The 25,635-nt window shown below is 31.0% G+C and carries 25 protein-coding genes and 1 pseudogene; 15 read left to right on the forward strand and 11 right to left on the reverse strand.

All coding sequences use genetic code 11. The features are described from left to right. Nucleotides 1-2: 2 nt before the first annotated feature. Genes HALO113_RS08225 through HALO113_RS08250 form a run of 6 tightly spaced genes read right to left on the reverse strand, consistent with a single transcriptional unit; the run spans nt 3 to nt 4,632 of the window. Nucleotides 3-158: a DUF5908 family protein gene (locus HALO113_RS08225; RefSeq protein ID WP_201297589.1), complete on the reverse strand. Its 156-nt coding sequence runs from the start codon at nt 156-158 to the stop codon at nt 3-5. Then, nucleotides 158-628: a phage tail protein gene (locus HALO113_RS08230; protein ID WP_159778568.1), complete on the reverse strand. Its 471-nt coding sequence runs from the start codon at nt 626-628 to the stop codon at nt 158-160. Before HALO113_RS08230 ends, HALO113_RS08225 begins: the two co-directional genes overlap by 1 nt. Before the next feature lie 2 nt (nt 629-630). Next, nucleotides 631-1,059: a phage tail protein gene (locus HALO113_RS08235; RefSeq protein WP_159778569.1), complete on the reverse strand. Its 429-nt coding sequence runs from the start codon at nt 1,057-1,059 to the stop codon at nt 631-633. Nucleotides 1,060-1,097: 38 nt separating this feature from the next. Continuing rightward, the gene (locus tag HALO113_RS08240; RefSeq protein ID WP_159778570.1) at nt 1,098-3,173 is read right to left on the reverse strand and encodes a phage tail sheath C-terminal domain-containing protein; all 2,076 of its coding nucleotides are present in this window, start codon (nt 3,171-3,173) and stop codon (nt 1,098-1,100) included. Between the two features lie 11 nt (nt 3,174-3,184). Then, nucleotides 3,185-4,036: a hypothetical protein gene (locus tag HALO113_RS08245; protein WP_159778571.1), complete on the reverse strand. Its 852-nt coding sequence runs from the start codon at nt 4,034-4,036 to the stop codon at nt 3,185-3,187. Next, on the reverse strand, nt 4,033-4,632 hold the full coding sequence (locus HALO113_RS08250; protein WP_159778572.1) for a DUF4255 domain-containing protein: 600 nt from the start codon (nt 4,630-4,632) through the stop codon (nt 4,033-4,035). Before HALO113_RS08250 ends, HALO113_RS08245 begins: the two co-directional genes overlap by 4 nt. A 346-nt stretch (nt 4,633-4,978) precedes the next feature. Between HALO113_RS08250 and HALO113_RS08255 the strand changes: the two genes are divergently transcribed. The 7 genes from HALO113_RS08255 (at nt 4,979) to HALO113_RS08285 (ending at nt 12,522) form a co-directional block, all read left to right on the forward strand. Then, nucleotides 4,979-5,200 carry a helix-turn-helix transcriptional regulator gene (locus tag HALO113_RS08255; protein WP_140963417.1) on the forward strand — a complete coding sequence of 74 codons (222 nt, stop codon included), beginning with the start codon at nt 4,979-4,981 and terminating at the stop codon, nt 5,198-5,200. After that, entirely contained in the window at nt 5,190-6,905 is a 1,716-nt protein-coding gene (locus HALO113_RS08260) for a DNA cytosine methyltransferase (protein ID WP_159778573.1), read from the forward strand. The genes HALO113_RS08255 and HALO113_RS08260 overlap by 11 nt, the downstream gene beginning before the upstream one ends. A 2-nt stretch (nt 6,906-6,907) precedes the next feature. Beyond that, nucleotides 6,908-8,302 carry a hypothetical protein gene (locus tag HALO113_RS08265; RefSeq protein WP_159778574.1) on the forward strand — a complete coding sequence of 465 codons (1,395 nt, stop codon included), beginning with the start codon at nt 6,908-6,910 and terminating at the stop codon, nt 8,300-8,302. Further along, a complete protein-coding gene (locus HALO113_RS08270; protein ID WP_159778575.1) occupies nt 8,302-10,299 on the forward strand; it encodes a DEAD/DEAH box helicase in 1,998 nt (665 codons plus the stop codon). Before HALO113_RS08265 ends, HALO113_RS08270 begins: the two co-directional genes overlap by 1 nt. After that, nucleotides 10,274-11,248, forward strand: coding sequence for a DUF3883 domain-containing protein (locus tag HALO113_RS08275; RefSeq protein ID WP_159778576.1), 975 nt, complete (start codon nt 10,274-10,276; stop codon nt 11,246-11,248). The genes HALO113_RS08270 and HALO113_RS08275 overlap by 26 nt, the downstream gene beginning before the upstream one ends. 66 nt (nt 11,249-11,314) lie before the next feature. Continuing rightward, entirely contained in the window at nt 11,315-12,268 is a 954-nt protein-coding gene (locus HALO113_RS08280; protein WP_159778577.1) for a hypothetical protein, read from the forward strand. 59 nt (nt 12,269-12,327) lie between these two features. Continuing rightward, a complete protein-coding gene (locus HALO113_RS08285) occupies nt 12,328-12,522 on the forward strand; it encodes a hypothetical protein (RefSeq protein WP_159778578.1) in 195 nt (64 codons plus the stop codon). A gap of 5 nt (nt 12,523-12,527) precedes the next feature. Here HALO113_RS08285 and HALO113_RS08290 read toward each other — a convergent pair whose 3' ends face one another. Beyond that, nucleotides 12,528-12,680, reverse strand: coding sequence for a hypothetical protein (locus tag HALO113_RS08290; protein WP_159778579.1), 153 nt, complete (start codon nt 12,678-12,680; stop codon nt 12,528-12,530). A gap of 536 nt (nt 12,681-13,216) precedes the next feature. Here HALO113_RS08290 and HALO113_RS08295 point away from each other — a divergent pair. From HALO113_RS08295 to HALO113_RS08315, 5 genes and pseudogenes are all read left to right on the forward strand, one after another. Continuing rightward, complete coding sequence (locus HALO113_RS08295; protein WP_159778580.1) at nt 13,217-13,993, forward strand: ABC transporter permease; 777 nt, start codon at nt 13,217-13,219, stop codon at nt 13,991-13,993. 13 nt (nt 13,994-14,006) lie between these two features. Continuing rightward, nucleotides 14,007-14,780 carry an ABC transporter ATP-binding protein gene (locus tag HALO113_RS08300; RefSeq protein ID WP_159778581.1) on the forward strand — a complete coding sequence of 258 codons (774 nt, stop codon included), beginning with the start codon at nt 14,007-14,009 and terminating at the stop codon, nt 14,778-14,780. 21 nt (nt 14,781-14,801) lie between these two features. Further along, nucleotides 14,802-15,779 (forward strand): MlaD family protein, encoded by a 978-nt coding sequence (locus HALO113_RS08305; protein WP_159778582.1) that lies wholly within the window; start codon nt 14,802-14,804, stop codon nt 15,777-15,779. 18 nt (nt 15,780-15,797) lie between these two features. Further along, entirely contained in the window at nt 15,798-16,292 is a 495-nt protein-coding gene (locus tag HALO113_RS08310; RefSeq protein ID WP_159778583.1) for a hypothetical protein, read from the forward strand. A gap of 108 nt (nt 16,293-16,400) precedes the next feature. Beyond that, nucleotides 16,401-16,850: pseudogene (locus tag HALO113_RS08315) on the forward strand (nuclear transport factor 2 family protein). A gap of 15 nt (nt 16,851-16,865) precedes the next feature. On the opposite strand, the gene HALO113_RS08320 reads toward HALO113_RS08315, so the two are convergent. Beyond that, entirely contained in the window at nt 16,866-17,873 is a 1,008-nt protein-coding gene (locus tag HALO113_RS08320) for a glycosyl hydrolase family 8 (RefSeq protein ID WP_370519378.1), read from the reverse strand. Between the two features lie 139 nt (nt 17,874-18,012). Here HALO113_RS08320 and HALO113_RS08325 point away from each other — a divergent pair, with 139 nt between their 5' ends. The 3 genes from HALO113_RS08325 to HALO113_RS08335 all read left to right on the forward strand — a co-directional run bounded on the left by HALO113_RS08325 (nt 18,013) and on the right by HALO113_RS08335 (nt 21,757). Then, nucleotides 18,013-19,245, forward strand: coding sequence for a glycosyl hydrolase family 18 protein (locus tag HALO113_RS08325; protein ID WP_159778584.1), 1,233 nt, complete (start codon nt 18,013-18,015; stop codon nt 19,243-19,245). Between the two features lie 456 nt (nt 19,246-19,701). Then, on the forward strand, nt 19,702-21,042 hold the full coding sequence (locus HALO113_RS08330; RefSeq protein ID WP_159778585.1) for an ammonium transporter: 1,341 nt from the start codon (nt 19,702-19,704) through the stop codon (nt 21,040-21,042). 223 nt (nt 21,043-21,265) lie between these two features. Continuing rightward, entirely contained in the window at nt 21,266-21,757 is a 492-nt protein-coding gene (locus HALO113_RS08335) for a nuclear transport factor 2 family protein (protein ID WP_159778586.1), read from the forward strand. 15 nt (nt 21,758-21,772) lie between these two features. On the opposite strand, the gene HALO113_RS08340 is transcribed toward HALO113_RS08335, so the two are convergent. From HALO113_RS08340 to HALO113_RS08350, 3 genes are all read right to left on the reverse strand, one after another. Further along, nucleotides 21,773-23,188, reverse strand: a complete 1,416-nt coding sequence (locus tag HALO113_RS08340) for a glycosyl hydrolase family 8 (RefSeq protein ID WP_236554627.1) — start codon at nt 23,186-23,188, stop codon at nt 21,773-21,775. A 225-nt stretch (nt 23,189-23,413) separates the two neighbouring features. Continuing rightward, complete coding sequence (locus HALO113_RS08345) at nt 23,414-24,013, reverse strand: DUF6705 family protein (RefSeq protein WP_159778587.1); 600 nt, start codon at nt 24,011-24,013, stop codon at nt 23,414-23,416. A gap of 11 nt (nt 24,014-24,024) precedes the next feature. Next, nucleotides 24,025-25,596, reverse strand: coding sequence for a hypothetical protein (locus HALO113_RS08350; RefSeq protein ID WP_159778588.1), 1,572 nt, complete (start codon nt 25,594-25,596; stop codon nt 24,025-24,027). Between the last annotated feature and the right edge of the window lie 39 nt (nt 25,597-25,635).

Genomic DNA, 25,635 nt, shown 5'->3' on the forward strand with positions numbered 1-25,635 from the left:
AATTATCGCTCTTTTTTACGTTCAATAACTTTCATTACTTGATCTACACATTCGCCTACAAGATCTGTATCTTTACTTTTTGAATCTCCTTTTGAACTGGTTGTACTGCTTTCGTTAACATTAATTTTAATGTGTAACTCTTTAATTTCTATTGGCATTATTCGTTTCTGTTTAAAATGAAATAATTATACGTTAGTTCAAAACTTTCCACCACTAGTTTACTTTCTTGTGCATTAAAATCTTCTACCGCCCATTTTACAGGGTAAGCATGTATTACTTTCCAGTATTGTAACGGTTTGTGCTCATTGTTTAATAAAGTAACTATTAGATTTACGGGTTTAAATTCAAAATTTTCAAAAGCATCTTTGCACCAATTAATGACTTTCGAATCGATTAATAAGCCTCTTTTCAAAACCAAATTGGGAAACTTAGTTTTTACAGGTAACTTATACTTAAATCTATTTTCACCTCCTTCTGCTATTTCTTCAGTTTCAATATCTACTGATAATCCCGAAACGGATTGAAATTGGTGATCTTTATCATCTGTTCCCAGACCTTCGAATTTTACAGAAAAGTGAAAACCAACTGGTGGATAATACTCAGTCGTTTTACTTAACGTTTTAGCCATGATTAATCATTTTGAATAGAAAGCCCTTCATGTACTAGCTCCATAGATTCAATGGCTACTTCATTACCATCTGCTTTTAAATCGGTAGATTGAATTTTTGTTGGCCATGCATTTTTAACTTTCCAAATCACTACTGGTTCATGTTCTTCATTTAACAATTTAATAGTGATATCTCTTCTTTCTATTGTGTTTAATTTTACAGTATTCCACCAGTTGTAGTATTCATTATCACTTTTAAAAGTGCCTCTTTTTAAAGTAATATTTGAAAATTTTTGCATGCCTGGCATTTTTATTTTAGAATATTCTGGGCTAGCACCTTGGCGATACTCTATAACTTCGGTTTCAACATCTAATCCTGAAACTTCAGTAAAACCTATTTTTGTTCCTCCCCAATCTACAGAGAAGTGAAATTTTGATAATGGATAACTCATAATACTAGTATTTTAATTTTTTTCAATGTTTTTAACTATTAAGCCTCTTGCATTTTGTGTGAAAAACGAAGGATTATAAATTCTGCTGGACGCACTACTGCCATTCCAATTTCTATAATCATATAACCATTTAAAATATCATCCGCAGTCATGGTTTGTCCTAAACCTACTCTCACGTAGAAAGCTTGTTCTGGTTTTGCTCCAACTAATGCACCTGCTCTCCATTGTAGGATTAAGAAATTTTCAATCATTGCTCTGACTCTTATCCAAGTATTAGAATCATTAGGTTCAAAAACAAATTGTTCGGTTGCTTTCTTGATTGATTCTTCTGCCATATTGAAAAATCTTCGTACTGAAATATAACGCCATTCATTATCATTACCCGCTAATGTTCTTGCACCCCAAACTAATGTTCCTTTTCCAGTAAAACTTCTAATTGCATTAATCGATTTACCTGCGACTGTATCTACGTTTAAATTATCTTGCTGATCATTAGTAATTTTTAAAGTAGGTCTAATCACATAATTCAAGCCTACATTGGCTGGTGCTTTCCAAACGCCTCTATCATTATCTACTCTTGCATAAACCCCTGCAATTGCAGCACTTGGTGGTAATGTAAGTGGAAGATTTGAAATTTTAGCTTTAATGATATTAAACGTAGCATTCTCTAATGGCTCAATATCTCCTAAATATCTTCCGTTCATTGCTCCATTATTTACATTAATAGCTTGAACTGCATTAACTTCCGTAATGATATTCCCAACTAGCGTACTCATTGTACTAAAAACATCTGTAGTAATGGCTAAAGTATTCGCTGGCAAACCTAAAATAGGAGTATAATTTAATAGTTTCTTTACTTCAGTAAGTACATTTGTAGTATTGGTTTTTACCAAATTTGCCACTTTTACATCAGTATCTGCTTTTTTCAATTTAGTAGCTAAATCTTGAATATTTTTTAATACACTTTCAATTTTATTTGTGCCTTCAAATAAGCTAGAAAATGCATTTCTTGCCGTAATCATATTATCATCAGCCGTACTTAATTCTTCTACTGAAGCAATCGCAGAATTAGTAGCATTAATAATTTCTTTTTTGGTATCCACTACCGCTTCTAAATCGCTAATTAAAGTATCTAAAAGCAAAGAGAAAGCCGCTGTTTTTGCCATAGTAAAGGTTTCCGAACCTGGAGCAGTATTGTTATACCCTGTTGGCCCTTCAATATAAGTTAATACATTGGCAATAGAACCTTCTAGTAAATCATTTGTAGTATCTGCATCATCATCTGAAATAGTTCTTAAATTCGCAATAAGTGGTGTTAAGGCTGTATTGGCATCTGTTATTTGATTTAAAGCAGTAGGCATCGCATCTGCATCATACGAAACATGATTGATTAAAATATCATCTGTATCATACACATAATCTAAAATCGTTTCTACATAAGGATAATATACTGCACCATATTTTAGATAATCTTTTTCAAGATTTAACTTTTCTCTAGCTGTTTCAGCATCAGCAAAACTTTCCACACAAGTATGCGTATCGATAATGGTAAATCGATCTTGCATTTCTTTACATTGTATTAAAGCATTATTATATAACGCATAAAAATCATCTACAGCTAATGCTTTCGCATCAGGAAAAACTATTAAGGTAGGTTCATCTTCGCTTCTTAACAAGTCCAGTCCGTCATTTAAAGCCGAAAACGCTACTAGATTTTCATTGCCCAACTCATCTTCAAATGTATCTACTGAAATAATATAACAAGGTCCGCCACCATTAGCAAAATAAGCCTGTAAAGCATAATACATTAAAAAGGGTTTTGGGTTACTGGGTTGATTCACTACAACATCACGTTGTAAATTACCATCCAATAAAGTATCCGTAATATCTACAGAAATAGAGGTTTCTGGATAAGCCGAACCAAAATAGGTTACATAATCTAACATCGATGTAATTCGTTTCGGTTCATTTAATAAATCTCCATCTGATTTATCGGTTGCTTTTTCCGTATAACCAATAAAAGCAGGAATTGCAGTTTCTACTTCGGCTATCGATGGAGGAAACTTTACAATTTCTTCAATATAAACACCAGGTGTTTTGTACGTTGTTGCCATAATTTTATTTTTTAGATGAATATTTGTGAGTACACTTTGGTTGCTATTTTCTGAATAGAATTTACCGATGGATTAGGATATTGAAAGTCATTTACTTCCGGTGGACTTGTAGTAAAATCGGCTGGAGTAATTTCTACAAAACCATTTTGTGTTAATGGTTTTTCTACAGTAGTTTCTACTTCAAAGGAGCTATTCGTTTTAATATATTTCCAAAAAGTTTTTCTATTATCAAAATGAATTTTAAAAGTAGGTGTAGGGATAATGATTTCTTGAAGTGGGGAAAGTAGGTTTAAATTGCTGTTATCCGCTTGCATTTTTAAAGAGACAACTCCAAAAATGCCTGTTTTTTCATTGGCTTCAAAAGAAGCTAGAATTTTAGCTTTTGACACCTCTGTAACTTTATAATCATCAGCTATAAAAACAGCCTCTGAAGCCAAAGGAATGTATTTAAAACTAACCGGTTCATCTACAGGCTTTGCGTTACTAATGTAAAACAACTGCTGTGACGTAGCGGTTATCGCGGTATAATTTTCAAAAAGATAATCTTTAATACGAATGATAAAATCTAAAGTAGTGTCTAAAGCGATGTTTGCAAAAGTGGCATTTTCATTATTAGGATCCACTTTAACGCCTATTTTGATACTGTTAGGTAAAGGAATAAAAACCAAATGATTATTCTTTAATAGCTTTGCAGTCGCTTGTGAAGGAATAATCTCTAAGTAATTTTTGTACTTATAATTTTTTAGCATTTTTGCTTTTTGGGCATCGGTCATACTACTAAATTCATCGGTACCATTATTTAAAAAATAACTATGAAGAACCGTTATTTCACAAAGGGTTTTATATGTTATTGTAAAGCTCATCGACTTAAGTATTGATTGGTTAACCCTTCTATTTTACTAATCAATTGTCCTTCACTTTGTACAATATCTCTTTCTATTTGAATCATACTTACTTTATATAAAGCCGAAGGCAATTGTCTGCCTCCTAGTGTTCCCCAGATAAAGTTCATTTCTTCAAAAGTGGGTGTGTACAATTCTACCGTAAACCTAAAATTTTCAATATTAGCCATAGTCGTATTGTTTCTATCATAGACCGTATTGGCTTGAGTAAACAATTTTTTCCCTTGGAAAAACTCGATAATTTTAGAAATATCATTTAACGATTTAACGTAAGTATTGCGATTAGCACTAAAAAGAATATACAAGTTCAAATTGACAATGTTGTTTTTGTAAACAACTTTGGAACCTTCTTTAATTTGATTGGGAAAATTTTTAAGTGTCGTTTCTTCACCTAAGTTTAATAAAGTAAGTGCTACTTTATCTTCAATTCTAGCAACAGCATCGCTGCTAGTTTCTAAAATACCGATATTTTCAGCAATAACAGATTTTGCCAAGCCACATTCTTCAAAGTATGCGTTTACCTGTTCTTCAATTATTTGAACCGCCTCAAATATCATGATGGATTAGTTTATGGTTTGCTAGCTCAAATCTAGCTGTAACTAATCATTTTCTTACAAGGCAAAAACTCCATTTCCAAAGGGGATTTTTCCTGTATTTTAATAGGGGATTTTTCCTGTTTACCAATGAATTAACTAATAACATTACTTCTCTACAAAGCTATTTCAAAACAGTTACCTTTTATTAGGCTTTTTTACGTAAAAAAGAATATAGGTGTTATTACGGGTTTTTGCGGTGTGAGAAAAGATAAATAAAATATCTTACCAAAGAGTAGAAATATTCCAAAATGGAATACCGAGTTTAAATAACGAATATTGCAATATGGAATATTAAATATATTTCTCTATGAACGAAAAAAAAATCAATCAATTTATTTCGCATCAGTTAGTAAAAGCGAGAGAAGAGATGCTTTTAACCCAAAAAAAAGTAGAAGAAAACGGAATAATTAAACAAAGTACTTTATCAAAAATTGAAAACGGAATAAAAAAAATAAGTGCTTCACAGTTATTCATTTTAGCAAATTTTTACAAAAAACCAATAAGTTTTTTCTTTAATAATGAAATCTAATAATACATATACAGTAATAGATTTTTTCTGCGGTGCAGGTGGATTTTCTGAAGGTTTCAGACAAATGGGATTTGAAATTAAATATGGATATGACCATTGGAAGCCAGCTGTTGAAACATTTAATCATAATTTTAATCTAGAATGTAAAGTAAAAAACATACTAGATTTTGAAACTTCTATTGATGAAATTGAAAATATTCCAGATACAGATATCATTATTGGTAGCCCACCTTGTGTAAGTTTTTCGAGTTCAAATAAATCTGGAAATGCAGACAAATCACTTGGTGTTAAACTAACCGAAACATTTTTGAAAATTGTTGCTGTAAAAAAACATCAACCAAATTCAATATTGAAAGCTTGGTTTATGGAAAATGTGGTTAATTCCAAAAGATATCTTCAGACCTCTTATACATTCAAAGATTTAGGTTTGGATGAATGGGCAAAGAAACATAAAATTGGAGTTAACAATATAGCTATTGACTTGTATGATAATACAACAATAATAAATTCCGCAGATTATGGTTCTTTTCAATCAAGAAAAAGAGTTATATCAGGTGAAATAATTAAAAAGAAAAAATTAATTATTCCACAACCTACACACCAAAATAAAAAATCTAAAACCAACTTGCCACTTTATAATTCGATAAGTATTATAAAAAATAATTTTCCCACACCATTTGATAAAAAAAGTAAAAAATTAATTAATGACCTGCAATATCCAATTATTCTAGAGCAAGACAAGATAACAGATCATTTTTATGATACAGGAGTTTATGAAGCCGAATGGAGATTTTCAAGACATTGGAAAACAAACCATCCATTTATGGGAAAAATGTCATTCCCAGAGAATGAAAATAACCCTAGCAGAACAATAACTGCTACAAAAATTGCAAATTCAAGAGAGTCCATAATATATAAATCCGAAATTAACCGAAAAGGAGACGGAGAATTTAGATTACCTACCGTTAGAGAAGCAGCAATTATTATGGGTTTCCCTATCACATATCAATTTGTAGGTTCTGAACACACTAAATGGAGATTAGTTGGAAATGCAGTTTGCGCTTCGGTTAGTAGGGCTTTTGCTGGTACAGTCTTACATTCTCTAGGAATTAAACCTGAGGAAAAATTATTTGTTAACGATAATGTAAATCTAGAGGGCGTTATTAATTTAAATAGTTATCAAACAAAAGTGTTTGATAGTCCTCCAATAAAAAATAAAAATGCCAGATGCAGATGGCAACCTATAAAAGATGGCAACCTAACCGTAACACTCTCTAACTATTGTATTGAAAAAAACAATAAAACTGATGGTAAATGGAGAACATCAATTCAATATGGAACAGGAAAAGGATTTCCTATTCAACCGATAGAGGATGGTTATTTCAAAAAGCTAGAGTCAATAATTTCAAAGTTTAAAGGTGGTAAAGAGTTTTTGAAAGTAATCAATAATGGTTTTTCAGAAAAAATTGCAAATGCAGAAAAACTTCAAGAGATGTTTGAAAAACAAAAATCTGATAATCATTTTCTGGAGCCAACCAGACTTGTTGATGAAGTTGCCAATGTAATAAAAAAGGTTTCAATTGATGAACCAAATTTTGTTCAACTCGACACTACTGTGTTTTTAAAAAAAACTGTGCCGACTAAACAACTTTTTGCATTGTATGCTATAAATAAAATTTCTTCAACTGCAAATAAAATCCTTTAATTATGAATAAAGATACTCGCATTTCAAATATTCAAGCAATTATTGATAGAGACAAAACTAGAACAGATTTACTAGTTCAAGAAATTATGTGGGAAAAACAATTAAGACCTGAAATTGTTCACAATATTCCTCTATCTAATCTTGTATATAACAAATATAACGGAAGAATTTTAAGCAGAACTAAATCTCTTGAAAAACAGAATCTAAATATTGATATTGAAAGCGATCGAGGCAGAGATCTTATAGAAGGTCTTTTATGGGATTCAAAAAAGGATAGAAATAATAAAACCTTAAAAAGCATTCAAGAGTTTGGGCAACAAAAAGTCGGTATTATTACTCGGGATGGGGTTATAATTGATGGCAATAGAAGAGCTATGCTTTTAAATAAAATTGATAGGCTTGGTTATTTTAAAGCAATCGTTTTACCAGTTACTCTCGAAGAAAACCCGATTGAGATTGAAAGATTGGAGACCACATATCAAATGGGGGAAGATGAAAAGGTTGATTATAATCCGATTGAAAAATATTTAAAAGCTAAACAAATTTTCGACAAATTAATAGTAAAATTATCAAAAGATGAAGCTATTAAAAATATTGCTGACTGGATGGGTCAAAGAGAGTCAACGATCCAAGATTATTTAGATGTCATGAAAACAATGGATGAATACCTTGAATATCATGAATATGAAGGGATTTATACACAGCTTGATGGCAGAGAAGATCAATTTATTAGTTTAACAAACTGGCTTAATAATTTTTATGGAGAAACCAGTAAAAAAGCTGGATGGAGTTATAAAAACTCAGACGTTGATGATTTAAAGATTATTTCATTTGATTATATCAGGGCAAGATATGAAGGAAAAGAGTTTAGATATTTAGCTCATGGTCTAAAAGGCAATCATTTTTTTGGAGATAAAGAGATTTGGAAGAGTTTTTCAAAGATTCACTTTGATGATTTAAAACATATAAATGAAAGTTCAATAGATTTTAACTCAACAAATTTAAAATCTCATTTGGATAAGCGTGATTCAGACTTTTCTGAATTAGTAATGGAGAAGTTTAAAGAAAACGTTAACAATCATTATCAAAAACTTAGAAATAGACAATCACAAGATGAGCCAGTTAAATTACTAAGCCAAGCTTTGGATAAAATTGAATCAATAAATACCAATAGTAAGAATTTTGCAAAGCCGGAATCTTTAGCTCTTTCAGAAAAGCTAGCCACTACAATAATTAATTCTCTACAAAAAAAATCTCCGATAAGGATTTTATCACATGTAGTAACTTTATTGGAGGATATTGAAATTGACAATTTAGTAGATGATGAAAAAACAGAAGCCCTAAAACTATCTAAACGAATTCAACAAATCGGATATGATATTAATAAAAGCTTATAATGGATAAAATTTTAATTGATATTATTGAAATTCACGGCTCAGATTTTTTTGTAATACATTGTGATATAGAAAATCTTTTAAGTAATAAGCGTTTATTAATGTCACTTAAAAGAATCGATTATTCTATTTCAGATGGAATTTTATTAATCCCTTTTAGAATAGAAAATCAAATAAATACTTTGATTGAAATAAAAGAACTTTTTGGAAAATTTAATTATGAAATAGATTATTCACAAAAAATAAATACAGATTTAGTTAACTATCAAAGAGAAGAAGAGGCTTTCGAGGAATTCTCTCGAAAAGCAAACCTAATAAGAAATAATCAATTTGATAAGTTTCCAGAATTAGTTGAAAATTTTCGAGATTTTCAAAACATAATTGATAGAGAACTGCTAAGAACATTATACCCTCTACAAGAATTGTCAGCTTTTCATATGGCTTTTTCGCAAAATTCTTGCAATTTTGCAGTACCCGGAGCTGGAAAAACTTCAATAGTCTATGCTGCCTACTGCTACTTAAAAAATTTACCCGAAGATGATAAAAATCACGTAGATAAACTGATGATTATTGGACCATTATCTTCATTCGCTCCATGGGAAAATGAATATTATTCATGTTTTGGAAAATTGACAAAATTTCAGAGATTATCAGGAAATATTGCAATTTCAAAAAGTACAAAATTGGAGCACTTATATGCTAGTAACCCTTATGAAATAACCCTTATTTTTCATGGAGGAGTAAATTTATTGCAAAATGAAATAATCGATTTTTTGAAACGAAATAAAACTATGCTAGTTGTTGACGAGGCACATAGGATTAAAAATCCAGACGGAGTATGGGGCAGAAGTATTGCGGAAATCTCTAAAGAAGCTGTTTCAAGGATAGTATTGACTGGGACACCTCTTCCTAATGGATATGAGGATATTTACAACCTATATAAATTTATTTATCCCTTTAAATATAAAGATATTTTAGGATTTCATTACCAAAATCTGCAAGACTTAACCAATAATGATTCCATAGAAGATGATGCTATTCAGCAACTAAAAGACAATATATCTCCTTATTTTATTCGCATAAAAAAGAAAGATTTAAATCTTCCAAAAATAAATGAAAAGGTAGTTTATATTGATATGGATCCACATCAACAAGAAATTTACAATTTCATAGAAGATGAATATTTACCATCATTAAGAAATAACCCTTCAGGAAGTGTTAAAGATGTGCTTAATAGAGCGAAATTAATCAGACTTAGACAAGCATCAACAAATCCTTCTCTTTTATCAAAAACTCTAAGAAATTCACTTGAACAAGGAAATGAAGAATGGGAAGGTGATCCAAATATTCAATTTTTAACATTAAGTGATGAATATATCGATGATTCTGAATTTTTTAATAAAATCTGTAATTATTCAAAATTTGAAATTCCTGCAAAATTTACGGAAATATTGAAAATCATTAAAAGTGAAATATTTCCAAATAATGGGAAGGTGATAATTTGGACTATTTTCATTCAAAATGCAAAAGAGTTACAGTCATTTTTACTTAAAAACGAAATTAAAAGTAATCTTCTTATTGGAGAAATACCACAAGAAGAGAGAGAAATAACAATAAAAAAATTTAATGACCCAACGGATTTTGATTTTTCAGTAATCATTGCCAACCCATTTTCAGTAGCTGAATCAATATCATTACATAAAGGTTGTCATAATGCTATTTACCTTGAACGTGATTATAATGCTTCAAATTTTATTCAATCTAAAGATCGTATTCATCGTGTGGGGTTGCCTGAAAATACAATTACTAATTATTACTACATTGTTTCAAAGAACTCTATCGATACGGTAATCAATAATAGACTTAATGAAAAAGTCAAAAGAATGGAAAAAATTATAGATGATGAAATCCCTTTATTTGCTAGAATTGACAATAACGATGAAACAGACATTATAGTTGACTTGATAAAAAATTATGCTGAAAGATCTAAGAAAATATAATAATCTTGGAACACCATCATATTATTATTACTTACTTGATACAATAAAAAAGAGTAATGATATTGAGTGGAAAATTAATGATATACGACAATTGACATACAACAAAATGTTTGATAATCGTTCCATTTTTGATGGCTGCATACCTTTAGCGTTACATATTGAAATTTTGATTTTAAAAAATGATTCTATTTGTATTAATGATAAAATTTTAGACTCATTAAATAGCCATAAGCAAATGGTAGATAAATTTAATGAATTTCTCTTCTTAACTTTTAAAAATGATGACGAATTATTTAATATTTTTAATTCCGAACATCTCAATTATGATATAATATACAAGTCCCTTCAAATAAGTAATTCAGCATTTGGATTTAAATTTTCAAGTTTTAAGCAGCTTCTATTAGATTTTGAAGTAATACAAAGACACCCAACTTTGGAACTAAACACCTATATTGTTAACACCAGATATAAAAAATTATTTGACAAAACTATTTTACCTGAAATAAGAAAAAGAAAAATAGGTGTTGATGCATTAGAAAAACAAATGCAACAACAACAAATCTATGGTGAAGAGGCTGAATTATATGTATTAAACTTTGAAAAAAAGCGATTAAACAATAAAGAAGTTAATTGGATTGCAGAATACGTTGCAAATGAAGGTTATGATATTGCATCATTTAATAATCATGATGATACTGAATATAATAGATTTATTGAGGTAAAATCGTATAAAGGCAAAACGCCATATTTTTATTGGTCTAGAAATGAATTTCAAGTTGCAAAATATAAACATGAAAACTATTGGATTTATTTAGTAAATAGAGATTCAATAAATGATATAAATTACAAACCTGTTATGATTCAGAACCCATATATAAATATTCTGGACAATGAAGACTGGACAAAAGAATCTGATAAATTAAAAATTACTGCAAATTTTAATATATAATTATGTCTAAAAGTATAGACTAGATAAAATGAATATAATTAATTCATATAAATTAACCTTCTAATTATGATATACCTTGAACTTAGAGTAAATGAAGCACGATTTGAAGAAGGTTGGAATTTTTCTGAAAGTGTTTGGGCTCCAACCAAAAAAGCAAATGGAAGTAGTTGGCCTTATTGGAGTTTAGTTGGTAAAATTACCAAAGGAGATTTAATTTTTCATTTAAGACAGGTTAATGGTCATAAAAGTTTTGTAGGCTTTTCAACAGCAGCAACAGACGGCTATATAACAAAACAAGGCTTTACAGATAGACACATATGGAGTTATAGCAATGAATTTTATAAAGCAGATTTAATCGATTATCAAGAATTTAATCCTGCTATTCCTTTAAAAGAATATTTTTCAACTCACAATGATGAGCTAAGGAATTATTTTATTCAAAATAAAAAACTATCAACAAACGATAAAAAAAGATTGTTCTATGTAATTCAAAGAAATATATTACAATGTCAAAATGGTGCATATCTATCAGAATTTGACTTTAGCTTAGCTTTCCAATTAAAAAATGAATTATCAAATATTAGACAAAATATAAAAGTAAAAGTTGATACTGATGTTGTAATAAAAGAATTAACACAGAGAATAGGGCATCAAGAATTCTCTGAAAATGTTAAAGCTAATTTTAGTTATAAATGTTGTTTTCCTAATTGTAAAGTTGAAGGAAAAGGCTTCTTAATTAGTGGACACATAGATCGATGGGCTGATAATGAAGAATTAAGAGGAAACACTGATAATGGTTTGTGTTTTTGTTTAATGCACGATAAAGCTTTTGAAAAAGGCTTTTTTACTTTGGATGAAAAGTATAAAATAAAATTATTAAAAAATAAATTTGAACAAAAAAGCTGGTTACTAGATCTACTTCAGAATGGAGAAGGTATAGAAATCAGTCCTAGAATAATAGATCCTTCAATCAAAGCACTAAAAAGCCATTGGAAAAGAATTGGTTATAATTTTAAATGATAACCCAAAACAAATAAACCACCAAGCCTACACCTGATGGTTTTTAAATCCAATTTTTCATGCGTTACTTTTTAGAAGTCGGTTTTCTGCGTTCACTTTTTCTCTTTCCTCCAGCCATTTCATATTGTGAACTGTTTTTACCAAACTTAGTGGCTACTCCTGTTAAAATACGTTCGTTCCAGTCTTTTAATACTGCAATTTGTGAGATTCAATCATTATACAAATCATCTATCGTACTTAAAACCATGTTGTAATCGCTTCATTTAGTGTCTAATACGTTAATTTCCGTTTCATAATTCGGAATCGTAATACCATTTGATAAATCCAATGCAACATCTATACTTCTTACTGCTGATAATCGAGTAATTGCCTTCTCAAAGTCTCTCAATCTAACTAATTTTTTACGAGCCATGGCTTTCTTTTTTAAAATTAAACAATGAATTTATTTAATTCAAAAAATCCAATTCTTGTGCTATATACATTTTTTTAACAAGATGTTATATTTTTTATAATTAATTTAACATAAATACTAAAATAAAAATTTAATTCCTCTAATTAGATTACTTGTTTACCTCATATAATAATTAGTTTTATGTAATCGATACCTAGTACTGTGTATTTAATTACGACTTCTCTGCAATTGATTATGAGTTCTTCGTATTTAATTACTAATTCTAGGCACTCAATTATTCTTTCTCTATACTCAATACAGGTTTACAAACTTATTGATACTATTTAAATAATTGTGTGAAATCTCACTAATGAAGGCGAAAGAAAATTATTAATTTATAAAACAGTTAAAAAACTAATTAATAACTTCAGTACACCTACAACAAATTAACAACTAATATAACTTTTATCATAAAAACTTGTGTTTTAAATCCTTAACTTTATAGTAAAGAAAAAATTCCTATTATAAAATTCTTTTAAAAATTGGAAATTAAATTCATGGAACAAAACAACTCAATAAACATAAGAATTAAAGCTTTCTTTGTAGAAATAGGAGAAATAACCTATTTTTCAAATCGGTTTTTTTTGGAATTCTTTAGCAAGCCTTTTGAGTGGAGAGAATTATTACGACAATGCTACAGCATGGGAAATAAGTCTTTACTATTAGTAATCGTAACAAACTTTATTATTGGCTTAGTATTAACCTTACAAACTAGACCTACTCTACAAGAATTTGGTGCTGTTTCTTGGATACCATCGATGGTAAGTATTTCTATCATAAGAGAAATTGGCCCTATCATTACTGCTCTAATATGTGCTGGTCGAATAGGTTCTGGCATTGGTGCAGAACTAGGTTCCATGCGAGTAACCGAACAAATAGATGCCATGGAAGTATCGGGCACCAATCCTTTTAAGTTTTTAATCGTTACACGAATAACAGCCACCACACTTATGTTGCCTTTATTAGTCATTTTTGGTGATGCAGTCGCTTTAGTAGGCTCATTTATAGTGGAAAACTTAAAAGACGATGTTTCCTTTGTTCTTTATTTCAACCAAGTATTCAATGCCATAGAATTTAGCGATCTAATACCCGCTACTATTAAAACTTTCTTTTTTGGATATGCTATAGGGCTCATAGGCTGTTATAAAGGATACAATAGTAAGAAAGGAACTGTTGGAGTAGGTATAGCTGCTAATTCGGCAGTAGTTTTTACCTCCATGCTCTTGTTTGTTATCGATTTTATTGCCGTATTTATAACCTATATTTTTATATAAATCCCAAAAAGATATGCTCACAGAACATGCACTAAATACGATACAAACTAATGAATCGAAATCCATTTTAAAGGTTCAAAATCTAAACAAATCCTTTGGAGAAAATCAGGTTTTAAACAACTTTAATTTGGAATTATTTGAAGGGGAAAACTTAGTTATAATGGGAAAATCAGGTTCTGGAAAATCGGTTCTGGTAAAATGTCTTATTGGTTTAATCCAACCTGATTCTGGCAGTATTAAGATTATGGGTGAAGATATTACCCAACTTTCACAAACCAAATTAGATGAATTACGAACAGAAATTGGGTTTTTATTTCAAGGAAGTGCTTTGTACGATTCTATGACAGTAAGAGAAAATCTTGAATTTCCTTTAAGAAGACATAAAAAGAAATTTGGTGAAATTGTTAACACAACTTCACTAGTAGAAAAAGCACTAGAAAGCGTAGGTTTACTAAAAGCTATCGATTTAATGCCTGCAGAACTTTCAGGTGGAATGCAAAGAAGAGTAGCTTTGGCTAGAGCCTTAATTTTAAAACCAAAAATAATTCTCTATGACGAACCCACAAGTGGATTAGACCCTATAACTGCCAAAGAAATTATTGAATTAATGAGAAACATACAACAAGAATACAAAACATCATCTATTATAATTACTCATGATGTAGATTGTGCCAGAGTAATTGCCAATAGAATGATTCTATTAATTGATGGAACTAATTATATAGAAGGAAAATTTACCGATTTAGAAAAATCAAAGGATGAAAAAATAAGAGCTTTTTTCAAATAACAAAATAAGAAACCATTAACTATGAAAAAAACAGCAAATGAAAAATTACGATTAGGAATGTTTGTTATAATTGGTTTACTATTATTTACAGCAGGAGTTTACTTCATCGGTCAGCGTCAAAATATGTTTGGCAAGAGTATAGAAATTAGCGCCCAATTCAATAATATAAATGGCCTACAAAAAGGAAACAATGTAAGGTATTCTGGAATAAATGTGGGTATTGTAAAAGACATTACCATGATTAACGATTCCATTATTAAAGTCGATTTACTTATCGAAGAAAAAATGATACAGCACATAAAAAAAGATGCCATTGCAACAATTAGCACTGACGGACTTGTAGGAAATATGATTGTTAATATTATTCCTGGAAAAGGAGAACAAATACTTGTAAAACAAGGAGATTTTATAAAATCATACACAAAAATTGGTGCAGATGATATGTTAAATACATTAAGTCTTACAAATGAAAATGCCGCTTTACTAACAGTAGATTTATTAAAAATAACCAATGCTATTAACAAAGAAAAAGGACCACTTGGAATGCTTATTAATGATAGTACTGCTTCAAATGATATTAAACAAATTGTTGCCAATTTAAAACAAACCAGTTATGAGGCTTCTAAAACAATCCGATTACTAAATGGTATTATCACATCCATAAATTTTGACAAAAGTGTAGCTGGCCTATTATTAAATGATACCTTACAAGCCAAAAAAATGAAAACAATTATTGCTAATTTAGAAATTACTAGCCTAAATATTAATAAAACGATCGATAGTTTAAATAAAACGATTGTCAATGTAAAGAATGGAAAAGGAGCTATCAATTACCTTTCAAATGACAAAGAATTTGTTGAAAATTTAGACCAAACCATTAAAAATTTAAATGAAGGAACTGATAAATTCAATCAAAATATGGAAGCTTTAAAAAGTAATTTTTTGTTTAGAGGCTATTTCAAAAAACTAGAAAAAGAAAAGAAAAATGAAAAACAATAATTTATAATTCCATAAAAAATGAAAACGGAACATTTGGAAGAACGTGTAAACGATTATATAAAATCAATTGAAATTGTAATACAAAAGAAAATATTTTGGAAACAAAAAACGCGAACTGTTTTATTAAAAACATTAAATAACATAGTTACGCAATACAATATTGGTTGGCAAGTTCAAGAACTAAATTGGATACAAAGTAACGAAGCCATTAATATCACCTTTGATTCTTTTCCACCAGAACTTATGGAAAAAACAAATCTTATTACTTCGTACCAATTCATTCAAGGTGGTTCTTTAGTATTTTCGCAATCTTACAGTGGAGATGTTCATGTTATTATTTTATTTCCAATAGTAGAAGATACATCCATTGAAAACAGTTCAATAGAATTAGGTATATTTAAACCCGAAGAGATTACAGAAAAAATGATTATTGAACGAGTTGACGAATTTTTAAAACAAATGATTCAATGGGAAGTTCCTAATTTAAAAACAAAATTAGGATTTCAGCCCTAAATATTTGATTTTACCCCTTCCTTTGAATAATTTATGCAACTCTCATAAATTTATAAAAACTTACTACATAAAAAAATACTGTTCTTATTTTGTTTTACCTCTTTTGTTGTGGCTCAACATACAGATAAAGAAAAGACAATTATAAATTACTTTATTAGACGATTGGCACAAAGCAGCAGCTGCTACACAATTTGATGCTTATTTTAATGCCTTATCAGACGAATCTATTTTTATTGGTACAGATGCTCCTGAAAATTGGGACAAGAAAGCGTTTATTACCTTTGCTAAACCTTATTTTGACAAAGGAAAAGCTTGCATTTTACACCATTAGAAAGACATATCTTTTTTTCAAAAGATGGCAAAACAGCGTGGTTTGATGAATTATTAAATACTCAGATGAAAATTTGTAGAGGAAGTGGTGTTTTAATCCAAGAGAACAAAACTTGGAAAATAAAACACTATGTTTTGTCTATGACTATTCCAAATGACAATGTAGATGATGTTATAAAAATTAAAGCACCTATAGAAGATGCTTTAATTGAAGAATATAAAAAGTAATTTTTTTAATCTATTTTATTGAATCACAATTTTTTGTGTTGCTTGTTGGTCCTCATAAGTAATTTTTACTAAGTATAATCCTTTGGAATACTTGCTCAAATCTATAGCATTTAATTCGGTAGCTACCTTAGTATTTAGAACTTCTTTTCCTTGGGAATCAAAAACACCTATTAAAGATTGTAAAGGTGCTTTTATAGTAAATACACCATTATTTGGATTAGGATAAATGGCTGTTTCAAGATTATTACTTACAAATGACGTATTGGAAAGTGTTGCAGTAGGAGGCAAATAAAAGTTACCTGTTAATAGAAATTGGTACAACGTTTTCAAAGTTTGATTGAAATAAGCATTCGGTTCATTCAAATTTTTTAAATCGGTGTAAGATGCATCTAAATGCGGTTGGTTTTCTCCGGCCATAGCTGCACAAGCAAAAGCACCTACAAAAGTAGCATTGTGCCATTGTCCTGTTACTGTTCCGTTTTGATTATAACCATCTTTAATATTAGCTGTACCTCCTAATGTAACTCTTACAAAATCGGAGCATTTTTTAGCATATATTTTTCCGTCGTTATTTCCATGCCATACATAATCCATTACAATACGCCAAGGCGTTCTAGCTGCATCATAATAATAGGTATGTCCTTGTGCATGATAGCCACTGCTTTGAGAAGAATAATCCCCTGAAGCCGCACACCAATCAGACACCAAACCACCCACAGCATTATTTTGGGTTAAATTCGCATTAATCATGACATAGGCTTTTGCGGCTACACTATTCCAAAACGTACTATCATTAGTAAAAACCCCAAAAGCTCTATAATAAGCTGGAGCAAAATAAGAAGGATTAGTCAACGAACTACCTCCAAACATATCTCCTGGTTTTAACACAAAAGTATTGGCTTCCACTTCGTGGGCTTTAATAGTAGCAATTAAAGTTTCTGCATCTGCCCTGTAATTGATTACAAGTTCTCTGCAATTTATTATCCATTTACCTTTCTCATCGCATAGTTTGCAATGGATAATTTCCCTTTTATTGCAAAAAAACTGCTGTTAGTTTAACAAAAAACGTCATTGGTTTAAAATATTTTGTTTCTATCAGTATTCTGTTTATGTTTGAGTCAACAAACAGGATAGGTTATCCTACCCACAAACAAAAACAAACATGTTAAAAACTACTCTTACACTTTTAAAACAAAAGGGGGCTTACTTATTTTTACTAATAAGCACCTTTATGACTGCCCAAACCAATCGCGTGGTGGGTTATGTTCCAGATTATCGCTTGTATGCGGTTAACCAAATCGATTTTACGAAAATCACTCATGTGAATTATTCTTTTGGTAATCCTGATGCTTCGGGTAATTTAGTGGTGACCGACATTACTCCGCTAAAAAATGCTATTGCTTCCTCTAATCCAAGTATCCAAATCTTACTTTCTATTGGTGGTGGTGCAGTAAATGTGACCCACTGGAATGCGGTGCTTGCTTCCTCGAGTTCGCGTGCTACTTTTATTACCCAATTAGTAAATTATACGGTAACGAATGCTATTGCAGGTATCGATGTGGATTTAGAATGGGATTTTGCTAGCAATACCAATTATAGTCCGTTTGTATTGGAATTGAAATCCGCTTTACAAGCAGAAAATAAATTAATGACAGCCGCTTTACCGGGCGGTACCTTGTTTAGTGTAATTACTCCACAAGCCTTAGCAGCATTTGATTTTGTCAATATTATGGCGTATGATTATACAGGTCCTTGGCAACCGGGTAGTCCAGGACAACATAGTTCGTATGCGCATGCACAAAGCGCTATCTCTTTTTGGAAATCGCATGTTACGGCAAGCAAACTCAATTTAGGGGTTCCTTTTTATAGTCATTCTTTTGTGAACGCTACTACTACTGGACCAGACCGTTCTTTTGGAGAAATTGTAGCGGCCAATTCTGCCTATGCAGATGTGGACCAAATAGGAACTGATCCTAATAATTATAACGAATATTACAATGGAAGACCTACCATAGCCAATAAAGTTACGCTCGCTCACAATGAAGGTTTGGGGGGTATGATGATTTGGGAATTGGGCCAAGATGCTTTTAACCAATATTCGTTGTTAACAACTATAGCTAACACAATGGCTACTTTAGAAACACCTGCTTTTGATGCGGTCGCTTATCATGTGTCTCCCAATCCAACTCAAGATTGGGTGACTCTTTCACTGTCAAACAATCAGCCTATTGAAAGAGTGGAAATATATGATTTTTTAGGAAAAATAATCCGTGTGGTAGCAGATAATAAAGATACCCGTTGTCGTATCAATTTATCAGATTGTGAAAAAGGAATGTATTTTGCCAAAGTGCGTTCGGAAAGCAATGAAACTTTAATAAAAATCATCAAACAATAAGTGTTTTGGTTATCACTTGTTCCAAATGAAAGTTGAGCATACGCATTTTCATAAAGAACCGCATCCTTTCAATTGAATTTATGCGGAAAAGAGAAAGATAAAAAGACATCGAAAAAAGAAATTTTTCAGCTAATAACACATCCGTTTTCTTTTAAAATTTGATTTGTAATACCTCCCAAAATGTATTGTTGTTTTTTGGGAGGTATTTTTTATTGTAAAAGGAAACAATAAGGCCAATAACTTACTGAATTGAAATACTGTATTTTTAACACGTTGCTTAATTTGATTAAAAAAATAGTTCTTAAAATAGTAATTTCTTAAAAAAAGATATTTATTTTATCAATATAGTAATTTTTTAAATTATAGCTTATTTTCAAAAGGGCAAATTTATTTTAAATAAACATTTTTTATATTTTTACCCTACAAAAAATAGGGTTAACTATAAAAATTTAAAAAATGGCACTAGAAAAACGTTGGATTGCTTCCTTTATAATTATTGTAATAATCGCTTTTGCTTCTTTATTTTGGTCGCACCAAGAAGCTCTGGTTTCAGCCACTTTTTTAGATACAAATGCCATTAATTTTGCCGACGTAGCTTGGTTGCTTACTGCTTCTTGTTTGGTTTTATTAATGACACCTGGACTTTCCTTTTTTTATGGAGGCATGGTGGGAAGAAAGAACGTTATTTCTACCATGTTGAAAAGTTTTATCTGTTTAGGGGTAATTAGTTTGATATGGGTAATTGTAGGATTTAGCCTGTCCTTTGGAGACAGTATTGGTATTACAATCGATGGGCAAACAACCTATGGTATTATTGGCAACCCACTAAATTTTACTTTCTTCGACCAAGTTGAAATGCTTCCTAATGCTACCTTGGGCTCGACCATTCCTTTTATATTATTTGCTTTGTTCCAAATGAAGTTTGCTGTAATTACTCCTGCAATTATTACGGGTGCACTTGCAGAGCGCATCCGCTTTATCTCTTTTTTATTATTCATCTGCTTATTCACTTTAGTAATATACACTCCTTTATGTCATATGATTTGGCATCCTAATGGTTTATTAGGCAGCTATTTTGGCGTTAAAGATTTTGCTGGAGGAACCGTAGTACACATGAGTGCGGGTTTTGCCGCTTTAGCGGGTGTAATTGTTTTAGGAAAACGTAAAAACAATGAGCATATTCCTACTAACATTCCTTTTGTAGTATTAGGCACAGGTCTTTTATGGTTTGGTTGGTTTGGTTTTAATGCGGGTTCGGCATTAGCGGCTAATGGTACTGCCGCTATGGCTTTTGCAACCACAACTATAGCTTCTGCTTCTGCTATGATTACTTGGATCTTTTTTGATCGTATTAATGGCAGAAAAGTTTCCGCTTTAGGAGCTTGCATTGGAGCAGTAGTGGGTTTAGTAGTCATCACTCCTGCTGCTGGTTTTGTAACGGTTCCCGAAAGCATCTTTTTTGGTTTTGCAGGTGCTATAGTGTCTAACAAAATGGTCTATTGGAAAAGACTTAAACAAATAGACGACACTCTAGATGTATTTGCCTGTCATGGTGTAGGTGGTATTATGGGAATGATTTTAACCGCTATTTTTGCGCATGGTGAAAATGCCAGCTTACTTCATGGTGGTTGGAGTGTTTTTGGACATCACATGGTGGCTTTACTACTTGTATCTGTTTTTACTTTTGGAGGTGCCTATCTTTTATTTAAGTTTACCAATGCGATTATTCCTTTAAGAGTGACTGAAGAATTTGAAGAAATAGGCTTAGACCTTTCCCAACATGGTGAAAAATTCTAACTACTGAAACTATGCTTCAACAAACAAAAAGCTACTAAGCCGTATCAAAGTCGTATCAAAGCCGACTATAAGTTGAGTATAACTAGAGCCTTCTTTTAGTGATTTTTTTGAAATAGTAGTTCAAAATGGTATGCGTACCAACTTTTTACTATTTTTATAAAATAATAACAAGAATAGGATGCTGTTTAATGATGGCATTTTACGTTTAATTTTTTTTACACACATGAAGAAAATAGTACTTTTCCTTTGCTTTACGACATGGGTTATAGGTCAAAATACAGCTAAAGAAGAAGCAGTAATAAACACACTATTAGACAATTGGCACAAAGCAGCAGCTACTGCACAATTTGATGCTTATTTTAATGCCTTATCAGACGAATCTATTTTTATTGGTACAGACGCTACTGAAAATTGGGACAAGAAAGCGTTTATTACCTTTGCTAAACCTTATTTTGACAAAGGAAAAGCTTGGCATTTTACACCATTAGAAAGACATATCTTTTTTTCAAAAGATGGCAAAACAGCGTGGTTTGATGAATTATTAAATACTCAGATGAAAATTTGTAGAGGAAGTGGTGTTTTAATCCAAGAGAACAAAACTTGGAAAATAAAACACTATGTTTTGTCTATGACTATTCCAAATGACAATGTAGATGATGTTATAAAAATTAAAGCACCTATAGAAGATGCTTTAATTGAAGAATATAAAAAGTAATTTTTTTAATCTATTTTATTGAATCACAATTTTTTGTGTTGCTTGTTGGTCCTCATAAGTAATTTTTACTAAGTATAATCCTTTGGAATACTTGCTCAAATCTATAGCATTTAATTCGGTAGCTACCTTAGTATTTAGAACTTCTTTTCCTTGGGAATCAAAAACACCTATTAAAGATTGTAAAGGTGCTTTTATAGTAAATACACCATTATTTGGATTAGGATAAATGGCTGTTTCAAGATTATTACTTACAAATGACGTATTGGAAAGTGTTGCAGTAGGAGGCAAATAAAAGTTACCTGTTAATAGAAATTGGTACAACGTTTTCAAAGTTTGATTGAAATAAGCATTCGGTTCATTCAAATTTTTTAAATCGGTGTAAGATGCATCTAAATGCGGTTGGTTTTCTCCGGCCATAGCTGCACAAGCAAAAGCACCTACAAAAGTAGCATTGTGCCATTGTCCTGTTACTGTTCCGTTTTGATTATAACCATCTTTAATATTAGCTGTACCTCCTAATGTAACTCTTACAAAATCGGAGCATTTTTTAGCATATATTTTTCCGTCGTTATTTCCATGCCATACATAATCCATTACAATACGCCAAGGCGTTCTAGCTGCATCATAATAATAGGTATGTCCTTGTGCATGATAGCCACTGCTTTGAGAAGAATAATCCCCTGAAGCCGCACACCAATCAGACACCAAACCACCCACAGCATTATTTTGGGTTAAATTCGCATTAATCATGACATAGGCTTTTGCGGCTACACTATTCCAAAACGTACTATCATTAGTAAAAACCCCAAAAGCTCTATAATAAGCTGGAGCAAAATAAGAAGGATTAGTCAACGAACTACCTCCAAACATATCTCCTGGTTTTAACACAAAAGTATTGGCTTCCACTTCGTGGGTTTTAATAGCAGCAATTAAAGTTTCTGCATCTGCCCTATAATTGATTGTTCCTGTACTTCCCCATTGATAATCTGCTACAATCAATGCCATAGCTGCATCTAGTTCTGCATCGGTCGCTCCATTTTGTCCTGGAGTTCCTAAGGAACATCCTTGGATTTTCCAGTTCATAACCCCATTTGAATTCCTATTGTCTTTGTAATAATTCCACAACCCATCAAAAGTAACTTTGTCTGCTTTATAAACGGTTAAAAGCATTCCATAGCCAATACCTTCAGAAACGGTTTCGGAAGCATTATCAAATTTCACACGATACCTACCATTTGAACAAGCTTCTACAAAGTTGGTTTTCCAAATATCATAACTAGCCGTTGCATCGGCAGCGTTTTTATTGGAAGCCATTAAACCATTAGAAAAAGTAAAATTTGCGGGAAAAGGTTGGGTTTGAGCGCAAAGACTAATATATAACATAGTCGTTGCAAGTACTGTAAAGTACTTCCAGTTGAGAGTTAAGTTCATGTTGTTTTTTATTTGTTTGTTTATGATAGCAAAAATAGAAAAATATTTTTTTAGTATGTGTAAATAATTAAAAGAGAGAGTTATTTAACGTTTTGTAGCTTGTTATAGAGCGTATAAACATACCAAAACTTGGTTAAACACTAACTATTACAAGTACAAAAGCGACTTTAAGTTATGCTCGAAAGTCACTATTGCTATAAACTGTGGTTGTGAGATGTATTTTATTTATTGTTTAATTAATTCCATTGTAATTGGAATTCTAAAAGGGATGTTACCGTTTTGATCAAGAAAACACTCAACATTCCAAATAAGTTTTTGAATATTATTTTCATTTTTGTATTCTAAAAACAAATTTCCACTTGGATTTTTTCTCAATGGTCTTCCATCAATAATTGGTTCAGAATAATGTAGTTCCATACAGCTATTTTCTAAAACTAAGGTTGTTTGAGGAGAAGTTAAAGGATAGCAGGTATATATTGTTGAACCAAATATGTAGCCAAATCTGTCATTATATGTATTATATACTTCTGTACCGTTATTTATGTATTTAAATTTACTTGTTATAAAGTCTGTATAACTAATTCCTCCCTGATCTCTCATTTCATGTTTGTAAAAAGTAATTTCAAAGGATTTGGTAGGGTTGGAGGCATTATCTTGCCAAACCCAAGTGCCAATAAATTTATTAAAAACACCATTTACATCTTTATAATATTTTTTAGGTGCTTCAAAAGAATTATATTCATATTTACTTTCAACAGGAACAATTTGTTGAGAATACCCTGCTATTGTTATAAAAAGTATTATTATTTTAAATATATTTTTCATCTCGCTATTTTTTAAAGTTTAACCCAGTTTGTAATATTATCTTGATTGTCGTAAACCGCTTGATAAAGAACTAATCCTATGGAATGACCGTTAATCATATAAGTATTTATAAATACAATAAATTTTTCTACATAACAGCTATTACTACCACCATTGCAAGGTTTTAAAACTTGCTCATTAAAATTATCATTAAATTTTTCTTTTTCATTAGCATCATTTCCTAAAATGAGATTTGTCTCGTTTAATTCGCTACTATTTCCAACTCTTAGAGCAAAAGTTCCTGCTTGAGTCACTAAAATACTGGTAAAATCTTCATCGTTATTTAAATCTCCAAATTGCTCTGCTGTTTTGTCGATATCGCCATCTGACCAAATAGGCACAAGTTCTTCTACTACAATATTAGGCAAACCTGTTTGAGGGTTAACACCTTTTGTTATATGTGCTTCATTTTGATGCATATGCAATACTACTTTTGTATTCACAAGAAGTTGATCACCATTATCATAAACCACTTGATTATCACCTCTCCAAGTAGGTTCTCTTACTAAAAAACTAGCCCCATCTTTAATAAAATGATATCCCATTTCTTTATATTCAGTAGTAAGTCTAGACTTTAAATCATCAATTTTTTGTTTAACAATAGTTTTTGTTCCGTCACTATTATTTGCAGTTAATTTATTTAGTGCTTTAACATGTCTATCTCTAGGCTCACTTAAAACAGGACTAGTAATAATAGGATTTCCGTCACTATCAGTCAAGGAAGGGTCTTGATTTAATGGGTCGCCTGTATTACCGCCACTTGTTGAACCTCCTGTACTACCTCCCGCAGAACCTCCATCTCCAGTAGAGCCACCTCCACCATACCATCCTCCATCAGAACCACCTGTATTACCCGAACCAGTACCGCCGCCGTACCAACCACCATCAGTCCAGCCTCCTGTCCAACCACCACTAGAACCTCCTCCAGTATCACCTCCATCATCTGAACCTCCTCCACCTCCAGAAGAACCACCACCGTCTGGACAATCTACTTCAACAGCAAAAACCATAGAAACCGTTACTTGCCCTTGCTCATTCCATTCTACTGGTATGTTTACTAATTCATAACAAGGTTCCCCACTTGACCTTTCTTCTAATGATGAAATTTCTGTTTTGCTCTTTAAATCTACGTATTGATTATTTTCTAAACTTGCTTTATCATTTTCTGTTAAATCATATTTTGAGATATACGCATTAACAAAACCATTACTTTCAGTAATAACTAAATTTTCTGTTTTGTCAATTTCATTTTCTCGGTAAATAGGAAATGTGTATGATTTGTATCCTTCTTTTTCAATTAAAAGTATTTGGTCCGTGTCAATAGAAAAATCAAATTGACTTAAATATACAAGTCTTGCGTTTTGATTTAGCGAATTGCTTTTTGATTGGTTAATTTTTTCTTGAACATTTTTAAATTTGTCAAATATTTTCCAATTACGTTTAACTTCATTGAAATTAATGTAACGAGAAGAAATTTTGTTCTCATTTTGTGAATTTTGATTTTCAATAAAATCGTCATTTATACAACTTGTAAAGTAAAGCATTGAGAAAAGCAGAAATGCTTTTGAAATTTGTTTTAACTT

This window comes from Flavobacterium sp. 9AF (genome assembly GCF_902506265.1).
GTDB lineage: Bacteria > Bacteroidota > Bacteroidia > Flavobacteriales > Flavobacteriaceae > Flavobacterium.